At 72.7% G+C, this 14276-nt stretch carries 10 protein-coding genes and 3 pseudogenes; 4 read left to right on the forward strand and 9 right to left on the reverse strand.

Going from position 1 to position 14276, the window contains the following annotated elements:
- Positions 1 to 12: 12 nt before the first annotated feature.
- Positions 13 to 207 carry a DUF3046 domain-containing protein gene (locus ACIBAF_RS26905; protein ID WP_399466348.1) on the reverse strand — a complete coding sequence of 65 codons (195 nt, stop codon included), beginning with the start codon at positions 205 to 207 and terminating at the stop codon, positions 13 to 15.
- A 77-nt stretch (positions 208 to 284) separates the two neighbouring features.
- Between ACIBAF_RS26905 and ACIBAF_RS26910 the strand changes: the two genes are divergently transcribed.
- Positions 285 to 1229 carry a hypothetical protein gene (locus ACIBAF_RS26910; protein ID WP_399466349.1) on the forward strand — a complete coding sequence of 315 codons (945 nt, stop codon included), beginning with the start codon at positions 285 to 287 and terminating at the stop codon, positions 1227 to 1229.
- A gap of 62 nt (positions 1230 to 1291) precedes the next feature.
- On the opposite strand, the pseudogene ACIBAF_RS26915 reads toward ACIBAF_RS26910, so the two are convergent.
- A pseudogene (locus tag ACIBAF_RS26915) lies at positions 1292 to 1604 on the reverse strand (AzlD domain-containing protein).
- Positions 1601 to 1952: pseudogene (locus tag ACIBAF_RS26920) on the reverse strand (branched-chain amino acid ABC transporter permease); the annotation flags it as partial. The pseudogenes ACIBAF_RS26920 and ACIBAF_RS26915, both read right to left, overlap by 4 nt.
- Positions 1953 to 2094: 142 nt before the next feature.
- On the opposite strand from ACIBAF_RS26920, the gene ACIBAF_RS26925 reads away from it, so the two are divergent.
- From ACIBAF_RS26925 to ACIBAF_RS26935, 3 genes and pseudogenes are all read left to right on the forward strand, one after another.
- Positions 2095 to 7059 (forward strand): ATP-dependent helicase, encoded by a 4965-nt coding sequence (locus ACIBAF_RS26925; RefSeq protein ID WP_399466351.1) that lies wholly within the window; start codon positions 2095 to 2097, stop codon positions 7057 to 7059.
- 63 nt (positions 7060 to 7122) lie between these two features.
- Positions 7123 to 7964, forward strand: a pseudogene (locus ACIBAF_RS26930) (Fpg/Nei family DNA glycosylase).
- Between the two features lie 47 nt (positions 7965 to 8011).
- Entirely contained in the window at positions 8012 to 8776 is a 765-nt protein-coding gene (locus ACIBAF_RS26935) for an SDR family NAD(P)-dependent oxidoreductase (protein WP_399466352.1), read from the forward strand.
- 457 nt (positions 8777 to 9233) lie between these two features.
- On the opposite strand, the gene ACIBAF_RS26940 is transcribed toward ACIBAF_RS26935, so the two are convergent.
- From ACIBAF_RS26940 to ACIBAF_RS26965, 6 genes are all read right to left on the reverse strand, one after another.
- Entirely contained in the window at positions 9234 to 9704 is a 471-nt protein-coding gene (locus tag ACIBAF_RS26940; protein WP_079659111.1) for a Dps family protein, read from the reverse strand.
- A gap of 264 nt (positions 9705 to 9968) precedes the next feature.
- Complete coding sequence (locus tag ACIBAF_RS26945; RefSeq protein ID WP_015657463.1) at positions 9969 to 10349, reverse strand: helix-turn-helix domain-containing protein; 381 nt, start codon at positions 10347 to 10349, stop codon at positions 9969 to 9971.
- A gap of 109 nt (positions 10350 to 10458) precedes the next feature.
- The gene (locus ACIBAF_RS26950) at positions 10459 to 11004 is read right to left on the reverse strand and encodes a CinA family protein (RefSeq protein ID WP_399466353.1); all 546 of its coding nucleotides are present in this window, start codon (positions 11002 to 11004) and stop codon (positions 10459 to 10461) included.
- Positions 11001 to 11768: a CDP-diacylglycerol--glycerol-3-phosphate 3-phosphatidyltransferase gene (gene pgsA / locus ACIBAF_RS26955; RefSeq protein WP_399466355.1), complete on the reverse strand. Its 768-nt coding sequence runs from the start codon at positions 11766 to 11768 to the stop codon at positions 11001 to 11003. Before pgsA ends, ACIBAF_RS26950 begins: the two co-directional genes overlap by 4 nt.
- Positions 11765 to 13234, reverse strand: coding sequence for a 30S ribosomal protein S12 methylthiotransferase RimO (gene rimO / locus ACIBAF_RS26960; RefSeq protein WP_399466357.1), 1470 nt, complete (start codon positions 13232 to 13234; stop codon positions 11765 to 11767). Before rimO ends, pgsA begins: the two co-directional genes overlap by 4 nt.
- Positions 13235 to 13323: 89 nt before the next feature.
- Positions 13324 to 14163 carry a helix-turn-helix domain-containing protein gene (locus ACIBAF_RS26965; RefSeq protein WP_399466358.1) on the reverse strand — a complete coding sequence of 280 codons (840 nt, stop codon included), beginning with the start codon at positions 14161 to 14163 and terminating at the stop codon, positions 13324 to 13326.
- Positions 14164 to 14276 lie beyond the last annotated feature (113 nt).

The raw sequence follows: 14276 nt of genomic DNA on the forward strand, positions 1-14276 counted from the left end.
CTTCGTGACGGATCAGCGCATCTCCTGCGGAACGTTCATCACCGCGCACACCACGCGCCACACGTCCTTGGCTTCCCAGCCGTGCGCCAGCGCCTCGTGCACCGTGCGTCCGTCGAGTTCCGCCATCACATGATCGCGCGCGAAGGTGTCGGCGTACCCCGCGCCGAAGTGCTCGTCCATCCGCTGCCAGAAGACCGTCAACCGCATGACACCAGTATCCCGCGCCCGGGGGGCCCCCTGCCGGGACCGCCTGCCGAGACCGCTTTCCGCCCTACGGTCTGACCATGGCCGAAACTGGAGCATCCCCACTCCCCCCGACGCCCCCGGCGCACTCCCCGCTCTTCCGCGCCGAGCACTTCGTGTGGCTCACCGCGCGCGTGCTGGAGCAGCGGCTCTTCGCGCACGACTTCCTCCACGGCTCCGCCGACCCCGTCGAGACCGCTCTCGACGCCTACCGCAACGAGGACGGCGGATACGGCCACGCGCTGGAGCCCGATCTGCGCGGCCCTGTCAGCCAGCCCCTGCACACCGTGCGCGCGTTGCGCGTCCTGGACGCCATCGGGTGCCTCGGCGGCCGGCGTGTGGAGCGGGTGTGCCGTTATCTCACGTCCGTCTCCACCTCCGACGGCGCGCTGCCGGCGATCCATCCCAGCCAGCGCGGCTACCCGGCGGCCCCCTTCATCCCGATCGTCGACGACCCGCCCAGCGAACTGCTGTCCACGGGGCCGGTGGTGGGGCTGCTGCACCGCAACGAGGTGTGGCACGCCTGGCTGTTCAGGGCCACCGACTTCTGTTGGCAGGCGGTGGACTCCCTGGAGCGGTCCCATCCGTACGAGGTCGAGGCCGCGGTGGCCTTCCTGGACTACGCTCCCGACCGCCCGCGCGCGGAGGCGGCCGCCGACCGTCTGGGCCGCCTGGTGCGCGCGCAGCGGCTCGCCGCGCTGGACCCGGACCACCTGGACGCGTACCCGGTCGCGCCCGGCTACGCGCCGGGCGAGCACCACTTCCCGTACGACTTCGCGCGAACGCCGCACTCGCTCGCGCGCGCGTGGTTCACCGACGACGAGATGACACGCTGCCTGGACCATCTCGCCGACGCGCAGGACAAGGACGGCGGCTGGCCGATCCGATGGCGTCGCTGGGCGCCCGGCACCGCCCTGGAGGCACGTCCCATGGTGACGATCGAGGCGCTGCGCACCCTGAGGGCCTACGGCCGCACCATCGGCTGACCCGGACCGCCCACGGCCCCCGCACAAGACCTGCAAGCACTTTCCGGCCTCCACCCACCCCCTCACCCGCTCACGGCCCGCACCCCCGCCGTCACCGCTATGGCGACCGCGACGACCAGTAGGAAGGAAGCCCGCAGCGGGACGGCGACGAGGGCCGCGGTCAGACCCGCGGCCCTCGCGTCCAGCACGAGCGCGTTTGTCCGTCGGCGAAGGTCTGCTGCGCCGTGGGGGCGGCGAGCAGGGGCGACGGGAAGCAGGGCGGCGAACCGTCTGACCAGGGGGCCGCTCAGGAGGACCCGTGGGGACGAGCAGTCCGGCGAGCCCGACGACGTAGCAGCCAAGGGCGGTCGCACCGATCGCGAACCAGGGGTTCAACGCTCTCCCCCGCCCGCGTCGCTCCGACCGGCCGCGCGCCGGCCTTCGACGTACAGGACGGCAGGCGCGGCGAGCGCGGCCGCCAGAGCGGGCACTCCGGCGGGCAGAACGGGCAGCAGGCCGGGCCCCAGCAGCACCCCGAGCCCGGCGCCGGCCCGCTCGGCGGTGGTCGTCGGCATGGGCGCGAGCAGCACCAGGCAGACGGCGGGTCCGGCCGTGTCGAACCCCACGCGTCCATGTCCCCGATGGCCTCGGCGCCCACGGCACCCACGGATCCAGCAGCGTGGTGAGGTTCCACAGCGCGTAGCGGCACACCCCGGTGACGGCGAAGCCGATCAGGGCACCGCGGCCCCTTACCGGGCCGACCGGGGCGCTCCCGTCTGTGTACGTTCTTGCGATCCGCTGGTACGCCCCGCGGGAACTCCCCCAGAGAACTCCCCCAGACCTGCAGGTCAGGGCCATTGTCAGTGGCGGGGTGCAGGATGGACGCATGGTCAGCTCCGCGCACCGAGCGCTCGACGGCTTCTCCCCCGCGACCCGCGGCTGGTTCACGGGGGCGTTCTCCGCGCCCACCGCGGCCCAGGCGGGCGCGTGGCAGGCCATCGGCGAGGGCGCGGACGTGCTGGTGGTCGCCCCGACCGGCTCCGGCAAGACCCTGGCCGCCTTCCTCGCCGCCCTGGACCAGCTGGCCTCGACGCCCCCGCCCGCGGACCCGAAGAAGCGCTGCCGCGTCCTGTACGTCTCCCCTCTCAAGGCCCTCGCGGTCGACGTGGAGCGCAACCTGCGCAGCCCCCTGACCGGTATCCGTCAGGAGTCCGTGCGCCTCGGCCTGCCCGAGCCGGAGGTCAAGGTCGGCATCCGCTCGGGCGACACCCCGCCCGCCGAGCGCCGCGCGCTGTCCACGCGCCCGCCGGACATCCTGATCACGACCCCCGAGTCCCTGTTCCTGATGCTGACGTCGGCCACGCGCGACGCGTTGACCGGCATCGAGACGGTGATCCTGGACGAGGTGCACGCGGTCGCCGGCACCAAGCGCGGCGCACACCTCGCGCTCACCCTGGAGCGGCTCGACGAACTGCTGCCGAAGCCGGCCCGCCGCATCGGCCTCTCGGCGACGGTCCGCCCGGTCGACGAGGTCGCCCGCTACCTGTCCCCGCACCGCAAGGTGGAGATCGTCCAGCCGAAGTCCGGCAAGGAGTTCGACCTCTCGGTCGTCGTCCCCGTGGAGGATCTGGGCGAGCTGGGCGGTTCCCCGGTCGCCGACGGCTCCGAGGGTGCGGAGCGCCCGTCGATCTGGCCGCACGTCGAAGAGCGCATCACGGATCTGGTCCAGGCGCACCGTTCCACGATCGTCTTCGCCAACTCCCGCCGCCTGGCCGAGCGTCTGTGCAACCGCCTGAACGAGATCGCCTACGAGCGGCCCACCGGCGAGCCGCTGGACGAGCATCACGCCCCCGCCGAGCTGATGGGCGGCTCGGGCGCGGCCCAGGGCGCCCCGCCCGTCATCGCGCGCGCCCACCACGGCTCGGTCTCCAAGGAGCAGCGCGCCCTGGTGGAGGAGGACCTCAAGGCGGGCCGTCTGCCCGCGGTGGTCGCCACCTCGAGCCTCGAACTGGGCATCGACATGGGCGCCGTCGACCTGGTGGTCCAGGTCGAGTCCCCGCCCTCGGTGGCCTCTGGCCTCCAGCGCGTCGGCCGCGCGGGACACCAGGTGGGCGCGGTGTCCACGGGCGTCGTGTTCCCCAAGTACCGCGGCGACCTCGTCCAGGCGGCGGTGGTCACCGAGCGGATGCGCACCGGCTCGATCGAGTCCCTCAGGGTGCCCGCCAATCCGCTGGACGTCCTCGCCCAGCAGCTCGTCGCCATGACGGCGCTGGACACGTGGCAGGTGGACGACCTGCTGGCCACGGTCCGCCGGGCCGCTCCCTTCGCCTCCCTCCCCGAGTCCGCGTTCACGGCCGTCCTGGACATGCTCGCGGGCCGCTACCCGTCCGACGCGTTCGCCGAGCTGCGTCCGCGCGTGGTGTGGGACCGGGTCGCCGGCACGATCACCGGCCGCCCGGGCGCCCAGCGCCTCGCCGTCACCTCCGGCGGCACGATCCCGGACCGCGGCCTCTTCGGCGTCTTCCTCGCCGGCGCGGACCCCAAGAAGGGCGGCGGCCGGGTCGGCGAACTCGACGAGGAGATGGTCTACGAGTCGCGCGTCGGCGACGTCTTCACGCTCGGCACCAGCTCCTGGCGCATCGAGGACATCACCCGCGACCGCGTCCTGGTCTCCCCCGCCCCGGGCGTCCCGGGTCGGCTGCCCTTCTGGAAGGGCGACCAGCTGGGCCGCCCCCTCGAACTCGGCCGCGCGGTGGGCGCGTTCCTGCGCGAGGTCGGCTCCCTGCCCAAGGAGGACGCCCGGCTCCGCCTGCTCACCGCGGGTCTGGACGCGTGGGCGGCCGACAACGTGCTGTCCTACCTGGACGAACAGCGCCAGGCCTGCGGCCATGTCCCGGACGACCGCACGATCGTCGTCGAGCGCTTCCGCGACGAGCTGGGCGACTGGCGGGTCGTCGTCCACTCGCCCTTCGGCGCCCAGGTGCACGCCCCGTGGGCTCTGGCCCTGGGCGCCAAGCTCTCCGAGCGCTACGGCATGGACGCCCAGGTGATGCACGCCGACGACGGCATCGTCCTGCGGCTGCCCGACGCCGACCTCATGGGCCTGGACCTCCTCGACCAGGAGCCGATGAAGGCCGGCACGGAGTATGACGCCGAACAGGCGCCCGTCGGCGCGGCGGACGTCGTCTTCGACAAGAGCGAGGTCGACCAGATCGTCACCGACCAGGTCGGCGGCTCGGCTCTGTTCGCGGCCCGCTTCCGCGAGTGCGCCGCCCGCGCGCTGCTGCTGCCGCGCCGCAACCCCGGCAAGCGGACCCCGCTGTGGCAGCAGCGCCAGCGCGCCGCCCAACTGCTCCAGGTGGCGAGCGAGTTCGGTTCGTTCCCGATCGTCCTGGAAGCGGTCCGCGAGTGCCTCCAGGACGTCTTCGACGTCCCCGGGCTCGTGGAGCTGATGGGCGACCTGGAGGCCCGCAAGGTGCGCCTGGTCGAGGTCACCACCCCGGAGCCGTCCCCCTTCGCGCGCTCCCTCCTGTTCGGCTACGTCGCGCAGTTCCTCTACGAGGGGGACTCCCCGCTCGCCGAGCGCCGCGCCGCCGCCCTCTCCCTCGACTCCCGTCTGCTGGCCGAGCTGCTCGGCCAGGCGGAGCTGCGCGAACTGCTCGACGCCGACGTCCTCACCGAACTGGAACGGGAACTCCAGTGGCTGACCGAGGACCGCCGGGTCGAGGACACCGAAGGCGTCGCGGACGTCCTGCGCGTCCTCGGCCCGCTCACCGACGCCGAGCTGGCCGAGCGGGGCGCCGAACCGCACTGGGCGCGGGAGTTGGCCGCCGCCCGCCGCGCGATCCGGGTGCGTATCGCGGGCGCCGACCACTGGGCCGCGATCGAGGACGCGGGCCGGCTGCGCGACGCACTCGGCACGGCATTGCCGGTGGGCGTGCCGGAAGCGTTCACGGAGCCGGTGAAGGATCCCCTCGGCGACCTCCTCGCACGCCACGCCCGCACCCACGGCCCGTTCACCTCCACCACCGCGGCCGCCCGCTTCGGCCTCGGCGTGGCGGTGACGGAGGGCGCCCTGCAGCGGCTCGCGGCGAGCGGGCGCGTCGTCCAGGGCGAGTTCCATCCGGCCGGCATGGGCCAGGAGTGGTGCGACGCCACGGTCCTGCGCAGGTTGCGCCGCCGCTCGCTGGCCGCCCTGCGGCACGAACTGGAGCCGGTCCCGCCGCCCGCGCTCGCCCAGTTCCTGCCCCAGTGGCAACACATCGGCGCGGGTCACTCCCTGCGCGGCATCGACGGCCTGGTGCGCGCCGTCGAGCAACTCCAGGGCGCCTCCGTTCCCGCCTCGGCCCTGGAGAAGCTCGTCCTGCCGTCCCGGGTACGTGACTACACCCCGGCGATGCTCGACGAGCTCACCGCGGCCGGAGAGGTGGTCTGGGCCGGAGCGGGCGCCCTCCCCGGCAAGGACGGCTGGGTCTCCCTGTACGTGGCGGACGCGGCGCCTCTGCTGCTGCCCCCGCCCCACCCGCTGGAGCTGACGGCACTGCATCAGTCCGTCCTGGACGCCCTCTCCGGGGGCTACGGCCTGTTCTTCCGCCAGATCGCCGACCAGGTCCGCGCCACCACCCACCCCGACGCCACCGACCCCCAGCTCGCCGACGCCGTCTGGGACCTGGCCTGGTCCGGCCGGCTCACCAACGACACCCTCGCCCCCATGCGCTCCTTGCTGGGCTCGGGCCGCACGGCTGGCTCCACGGCCCACCGCGCCAGGCGCACCGTCCCGCGCGGACGCTACGGTTCGCTGACGGCCGCGGCGCGCCCCGCCTCCCGCAGCGGCCCGCCGACCGTCGCAGGCCGCTGGTCGCTCCTCCCCGGCCACGAGCCCGACCCCACCGTCCGCGCGCACGCCCTCGCTCGCACGCTCCTCGACCGGCACGGCGTGGTGACCCGGGGCGCGGTCGCCGCCGAGGGCGTCGAGGGCGGCTTCTCGGCGACGTACCGCATCCTGTCGGTCTTCGAGGAGAGCGGCCAGGCCCGACGCGGCTATGTCGTCGAAGGCCTCGGCGCCGCACAGTTCGCCATGGACGGCGCCGTGGACCGCCTGCGCGCGGTAGCTGCCGCCCGGGACCGCGGCGAGCCCCTGCCCGGCCCGAACACCGCCACGACCACGGGCGCGGGCACGCCGGACGACTTCGCCTTCCCCGACGGCCTCCCGTCCGACGACGCGTGGGACCTCCCCGACATCGACACCGCGTTCTCGTCCCCCTTCGACGCCCCGAATGCCCCCGCCGCGCCGGGTGAGTACGTCTCCCCTCGGGACTTCGCCTCCCCGGGCGCCGGCGGCCCCCGAGGGGGTGGCGGCTTCCCCAACGGCTCAGACTTCCCCGGCAACCCCGACCGCGGCCACGCCCAGGCCCATGGCCGCGGCCGCAGCCCCCACCGCACCGCGTCCCGGGCCTCCCGCGCCGTCGTCCTCGCCGCCGCCGACCCGGCGAACGCGTACGGCGCAGCCCTGGGCTGGCCCGAGCCGCCGAGCGCCGCCGGGCACAAACCGGGCCGCAAGGCCGGCTCCCTGGTGGTGCTCGTCGACGGCGAGCTGACGCTCTACATGGAGCGTGGCGGCAAGACCCTGCTGGCCTGGCCCTCCACCCCGGACGGCGAGGACACCCCCGCCCACGACCCCCGCCTGCACGCCGCCGCCGAGGCCCTCGCCGAGGCGGCGCGCGCGGGCTCTCTCGGCACGGTCACGGTGGAGCGCGTCAACGGCGCCTCGGCCCTCACCTCCCCCATCGGCGCCCTCCTGGAAGGAGCGGGCTTCATCGCAACCCCACGGGGCCTACGACTGCGCGCATGACGACAAACCGCTTGTCCCATCGCCCCGCCGCACTGTCTCCGCCCCGCATGTCACCCTTGACCCATGCCCGAAGGTGACACGGTCTGGCAGGCCGCGAGGCGACTGCACGACGCCCTCGCCGGCAAGACGCTGACCCGCTCCGACCTCCGGGTGCCCAAGTACGCGACCGTCGACCTCACCGGCCGCAGCGTCCTGGACGTCACCCCACGCGGCAAACACCTCCTCACCCGCATCGAAGGCGGCCTGACGCTGCACTCGCATCTGCGGATGGACGGCTCCTGGAAGGTGTACGCGAACGACCAGCGCTGGACGGGCGGCCCCGCGCACCAGATCCGGGTGATCCTCGGCACCCACGACCGCACCGCCGTCGGCTACCGCCTCCCCGTCCTCGACCTCCTGCGCACCAGCGACGAACAACGAGCCGTCGGCCATCTCGGCCCCGACCTGCTGGGCCCCGACTGGAACCCCGAGCGCGCCCTCGCCAACCTCCTCACGGACCCCGCCCGTCCCCTCGGCGAGGCCCTCCTCGACCAGCGCAATCTCGCCGGCATCGGCAACGTCTACAAGAGCGAACTCTGCTTCCTCCTCGGCGCCACCCCGTGGCTCCCCGTCGGCGCGCTCCCCGCGGACCGCGCCGCGAAACTGCCCGCCCTCGCGAAGAGACTGCTGGAGACCAACCGCGACCGCCCGGTCCGCAGCACGACGGGCCGCCGCGGCCAGGACCTGTTCGTGTACGGCCGCGCCCCCGCCCGTGTCTGCGCTGTGGCACACCGGTGCGCGTGGCCGACCAGGGCGACGGTTCCCGCGACCGCCCGACCTACTGGTGTCCCACCTGCCAAACGGGCCCCGCCCCCGTCCCGGGATCCCCACCGACACACCGCGTCCGCCCCCGCACCACCCGCTGACCGTCGACTAATTGACGGACCGTCAGAACTCCTCGTACCGTCCTTTCATGGCCGTGAAGGCGTACGACCTCACCGGACGCACCGCATTCGTCACCGGCGCCGCCAGCGGCATCGGCCGGGCCTGCGCCGTACTGCTCGCCCAGGCGGGCGCCACCGTGCACGGCGCGGACCGCGACGCGCAGGGCCTGCACGAGACGGCGACTTTGATCAAGGACCAGGGCGGAACCGCGCGCACGCACCACCTCGACGTCACCGACCGCGTCCAGGTCCGGCAGGCCGTCGAGTCCTGCGAGCGGCTGGACGTCATGGCGGCGGTCGCCGGGATCATGCACAGCAGCCCGGTCCTGGAGACCCGCGAGGAGGACCTGGACCGGGTCCTGGCCGTCAACTTCAAGGGCGTGCTGTACGCCTGCCAGGAGGCGGCCCGCCTGATGCTGGCGCGCGACAGCGGCGGCAGCATCGTCACCATGGCCTCGGGCGCCGTGGACACCGGCGGCCCCGGGCTGCTCTGCTACGGCGTCGCCAAGGCGGCCGTGGTCCAGTTGACGAAGACGCTCGCCACCGAGGTCGGCCAGTACGGCATCCGCGTCAACGCCGTCGCCCCGGGCTGGATCCGCACCCCCATGACCGACCGCCACGACGCCGGCGCACAGGCGCACACCGAGGCGCTCATGTCGCGTATGTCACCCCTGGGCCGGGTCGGCGAACCCGAGGACATCGCCCACGCCGTCCTCCACCTGGCCTCGGACGCCTCGTCGTTCACCACGGGCCAGATCCTCCGCCCGAACGGCGGAGTGGCCATGCCGTGGTAGCCGTAACCGCGTCTCCTGCGACCTGCCCATGCCCGTTTCCCGGCCGGCCGACAGCCCCTCAGCACCCTTGACGACCTCGCCCCGGCCCTGAAGCACGGCCGCCCGCCGCCTCTCCGCCGCCTACGGGCCTGCGCCTCCCGTCCTCCCCCACCCCTCGCCAGGCGCTCCTCCACCGTCCCTCCACGAGGGCCCCCGCCGCCCGCGCTTTGGCCACGCAGTGCACCGGCAGCAGGCTCAGCCCCCACCCTCCGGCGGCCACCGCCCCCTCCAGCACCCCGGCGTCGCGCGCCACGACGAGCCTCACCACGGCCCACCACCAGACCGCACCCAGTCCCAGCGCGAGCCCCAGAACGGCCCCTCGTCCCACTGTCCGCCCCGCCGTGGCCGTCACGCCAACCACACCACCCGAAGTGCCCCTGCCCGCCGTCTCACACGCCTCAGGCGTCTCATAGGCGTCTCACGCGTTCTCCGCCTGGAACATCCAGTGATGCTTCTCCAGGTCCGCGGTGATCCCGATGAAGATGTCCTGGCTCACTGGATCCGGATCACCCGTGGCCGCCACCCGTTCCCGCATCCGGGTGATGACCGCGCCCAGCGCGGCGACCAGCGTCCCGACCGCGTCGGTGTCCTTGACCCAGCCGTCCGACACCGCACCGATCCCGCTGCCCGCCGCCACCGTCGCCGCCCGCCCGTCCGGCGAGACGCCCAGCGCCGAGGCCCGCTCCGCCACCGTGTCGGAGTGGGCACGGGCCACGTCCACGACCTCGTCGAGCTGAAGGTGCACGGACCGGAAGCGAGGCCCCACGACGTTCCAGTGGACCTGTTTGGCGACGAGTGACAGGTCGACCAGGTCCACGAGCGCGCCCTGCAGTGCCTCGGAGACGGTCTTCAGGTCGGCATCGGACAGGGGACTCTTCACGACGTACATCCGTACCTCCGGTGGTCGGCCCCCATGGCGTCCATGGCATCCATGGCTCCCCACGGCTCACACGCGTCCGCAGCTCACACGCGTCCGCGGCTCCCCCGCGCCCCTCCACCATGACCTCGGCGCCCGACACCGGCAAACGGACGCGAAAAACCCCGACCGCGCTCCCCCGGGTCTCCCCGGAGAAGCCCCGGCCGGGGCCTCACACTTTCCTGCCTGCGTGCCTACAGGTGCCTGCGTGGCTTCACACGCCCCCGCGCGTGAATCTCACGCGGCGACCACGTCCACCGCCTCGGCGGGCGCCTTGATGGTCACCCGCTCCGGTGGCACACCGGTCACCGACACGGAACCCAGCATCGGACGAACCGACGTGGGCACAGGCTCGCTGGGGGTTGCCGCTGCAGACTGGGCCAGCTCGGCGAGAGCGAGCTCGTCGCTCACTTCCCGCATGAGCTCGGACATCCGTACGTCCAGCGCGTCGCAGATGGCGGAGAGCAGTTCGGAGGAAGCCTCCTTCTGCCCCCGCTCCACCTCGGAGAGATAGCCGAGTGAGACTCGGGCGGACGAGGAGACTTCGCGCAGAGTACGGCCCTGGCGCTGGCGCTGCCGACGCAGCACGTCACCCAGCAGGCGACGGAGCAGAATCATCGGTGGCTCCCTCCTCGGACCGCGTAGCCGCATCCTTCACGCCCCACCGTACCGCCTTGCGCTGCGGCCGTGCGGGGAGCGATGTCGTGTTCACTCAGGGCTGCAAACATCAAAACCCCCCGTTCTGTTCCGTATCCTGTGCCCGCTCGTTCCCGGTGTGTTCGCCCGCCAGCTCTGTCAGGAGCAGTGCGAGTACGCTCCGTACACTCTCTCTACGAATTTCCGCCCGGTCGCCGTTCAACCGCAGGGCCTCCACTTTTCCGCCAGCGGCGGAACCGGAATGCGCCCAGAACGGACCGTCCACGGCCACGAAGACCGTCCCGACCGGCTGCCCGTCCTGCGGATCGGGGCCGGCCACCCCGGTCGTCGCGACGCCCCAGTCGGCGCCCAGCGCCTTGCGCACGCCGGCCGCCATCTGGGCCGCCACCTGCCCGTCCACCGCTCCGCGAGCGGCCAGCAGACCTGCGTCGACGCCGAGCAGCTCATGCTTGAGTCCGGTGGCGTAGGCGGTGACCGAACCGCGGAAGACCTTGGACGCCCCCGGAACCGATGTGATCTCCGCCGCCACCAGACCACCGGTCAGCGACTCGGCCACGGCGAGCGTCTCTTCGTTCACCGTGAGTAGTCGCACCACATCGGCAGCCGTGGAATTCACGCTTCCGTCTCCTCCGACGCGGCCCGACGCTCGGCGATCCCCTGACTGCGCAGCACAATGGCCTGTCTTACGTAGTCGAGTCCGGTCACCACGGTCAGCACGACCGCCGCGGCCATCACCCACCACCTCAGGGTGGCCAGCCACCCCGTCAGCGCCAGGACGTACATCCCGACGGCCACGCCCTGGGTGAGCGTCTTGAGCTTGCCGCCCCGACTCGCCGGGATGACCCCGTATCGGATGACCAGAAAACGCAGCAGTGTGATCCCGAGTTCCCGGCCGAGGATCACGATCGTCACCCACCACGGCAGGTCGCCGAGCGAGGAGAGACAGATCAGCGCCGCTCCCATGATCGCCTTGTCGGCGATCGGGTCGGCGATCTTCCCGAAGTCGGTGACGAGGTTGTACGTCCGCGCCAGATGCCCGTCGAACAGGTCGGTGATCATGGCGACGGCGAAGGCCGCCCAGGCGAGCGAACGCCACGCCGGGTCGTAGCCGCCGTCGGCCAGCATCAGCGCGACGAACCCGGGCACCAGGATCAGCCGAAGCATCGTCAGCAGATTGGCGATGTTCCAGACGCTCGCCTGATTGACGGCGGCGGCCGCCAGCTTCGCGCCCCGCGGCGGCCTGCCGGCGTCCTGACCGTCGACGGCGACAACGGGCGCGTCGGAGGCGTCGGGGGCCGTGCCGGAGACCGGACTTGCGGGCGCGGCGCTGCTCTTGGCCTGCGAGGGGCCGCCCGCAGCCGATGCCGGAACACCCGTCATCTGCCCGCCTCCTCACTACATCCGAGCGAACCCAGCAGGGGCTCGGCCACCAGATCGACACCCTCGGTGCCGACCACCTTCGCCTCGACCATACGACCGACGCTCAGGCTTTCGCCCGATGTGAGCAGCACCTGGCCGTCCGTCTCCGGCGCCTGGTGCGCGCCCCGGCCGTACACGCCCTCCTCGTCCACCGACTCCACGAGGACGTGCACGGTCTCGCCGAGGCGCTCCTCGGCGCGCTGCGAGACGAGTTCCTCGGCGAGCCGGGAGACCCGGGCGAGCCGCTCGGCGACGACGTCCACGTCGAGCTTGTCGTCGTACGTCGCGGCCTCGGTGCCCTCCTCGTCGGAGTAGCCGAAGACTCCGATCGCGTCGAGCCGTGCGCCGTTCAGGAAGCGCTCCAGCTCGGCCAGGTCGGCCTCGGACTCGCCGGGGAAGCCCACGATGAAGTTGGAGCGCACACCCGCCTGGGGCGCCTTGCCGCGGATGGTGTCGAGCAGCTCCAGGAAGCGGTCGGTGTCGCCGAAGCGGCGCATCGCGCGCAGCACGCCCGGCGCGGAGTGCTGGAAGGACAGGTCGAAGTAGGGCGCGATCTTGGGCGTGGACGTCAGCACGTCGATCAGGCCGGGCCGCATCTCGGCCGGCTGGAGGTAGCTGACGCGCACCCGCTCCAGGCCGTCGACCTCGGCGAGCTCGGGCAGCAGCGACTCCAGCAGCCGGATGTCGCCGAGGTCCTTGCCGTAGGAGGTGTTGTTCTCGGAGACCAGCATGATCTCCTTGACGCCCTGCTCGGCCAGCCACCGCGTCTCGTTCAGCACGTCGCTCGGCCGGCGGGAGATGAAGGAGCCGCGGAAGGACGGGATGGCGCAGAAGGAGCAGCGCCGGTCGCAGCCGGAGGCGAGCTTGACCGAGGCGACGGGCGCGCCGTCCAGCCGTCGGCGCAGGGGTGCGCGCGGGCCGGAGGCCGGAGCGAGCCCCTCCGGGAGGTCGGTCGGGCCGTGCCCCGGGAGCGCGACCGCAGCGGCCGATTCCTGCCGCTCGGCCGGGCTGATGGGCAGCAGCTTGCGCCGGTCGCGCGGGGTGTGGGAGGCGTGGATGCCGCCGTTCAGGATGGTCTGGAGGCGGTCGGAGATGTCGGCGTAGTCGTCGAAGCCGAGTACGCCGTCGGCCTCGGGCAGGGCGTCGGCGAGTTCCTTGCCGTACCGCTCGGCCATGCAGCCCACCGCCACGACGGCCTGGGTTCTGCCGTGCCCCTTGAGGTCGTTGGCCTCCAGCAGGGCGTCGACGGAGTCCTTCTTGGCGGCGTCGACGAAGCCGCAGGTGTTGACGACGGCCACGTCGGCGTCCTCGGCGTCCTCCACGAGCTGCCAGCCGTCCGCCTCCAAACGGCCTGCGAGCTCCTCCGAGTCCACCTCGTTACGGGCGCAGCCAAGGGTGACGAGTGCGACGGTACGGCGTTCAGGCATGGGCTCAAGACTACTTTGTCGCACCGACAGTCAACGTCGACGGGGTTGGTGAAGATCACCAACCCCGTATGCGCCAAGCCCCGCCCGGTTCATCCGACCTGCGGGTCGCCCTTCGTGTAGGTCAGACGCTCCACCGCGCCGGGCCGGAAGTCGTCGTTGAGCTTCTTGCCGTTGACGAACAGATCGATCGCTCCGGCGTCGCCGAGGATGAGGCTGATCTTCTCGCTGTCCTGGAAGGTCTTCGAGTCGCCCTGCTTGAGGAAGCCGTCGAAGATCATCCGGCCGTTGTGGTCCTTGGCGGAGATCCAGCTGCGCCCGTCGGCGGCACTGACCTGGACGGTCACCTTGTCCTGGGGAGCCGCGGCGATGGCGCTGTCGGAGGGCGCCGGCGTGGTGGCGGCGGGCTTGTCGGTCTTCGGCGTGGGCGAGACGGTCTTCGCGGTCGCCGGGGTGGCGCCGTCGGCGACCTGCTCCTTCGACCCGCCGTCGTCGCTGCCCCTGAACGCAGTGAAGCCGACGAAGCCGACGACGGCGACGATCGCGGCGACCATGGCCGCGGTCCAGTTCGGCCCGCGCCGCTCGGGGCGGATACGTTCCGCCTCGAACAGCGGCGCGGCCGGGGTCGGCGCGGGACGGCCGCCGTGGGTGGCGTCGTACCGGTCGATCAGCGGGGCGGGGTCGAGGTGGACGGCCCTGGCCAGGGTCCGGATGTGCCCGCGCGCGTAGACGTCTCCGCCGCAGGGAGCGAAGTCGTCCGCCTCGATGGCGTGGATGATGACGATACGGACCCGGGTGGCGCTGCTGACGTCGTCGACGGTCAGCCCGGCCGCGATGCGCGCCTGCTGCAGGGCACGGCCGATGGAGAAGGGGGCTTCCTCGGACGGGTCTTCGAACGGACGCTCGTCTTCAGGGGAGTTGCCGATGGACACGGGGGCGCCTTTCGAGCGTGTAGCCACCTGTGCTGGAGGTTCAGTCTAGGGGGGGTGCCAAAGGGAGGGGCAACCGGGCGGTACGACTTTGTACGCCATCGGTATGGCCGGAC

The organism is Streptomyces sp. NPDC051677, assembly GCF_044453465.1.
Lineage (GTDB): Bacteria > Actinomycetota > Actinomycetes > Streptomycetales > Streptomycetaceae > Streptomyces.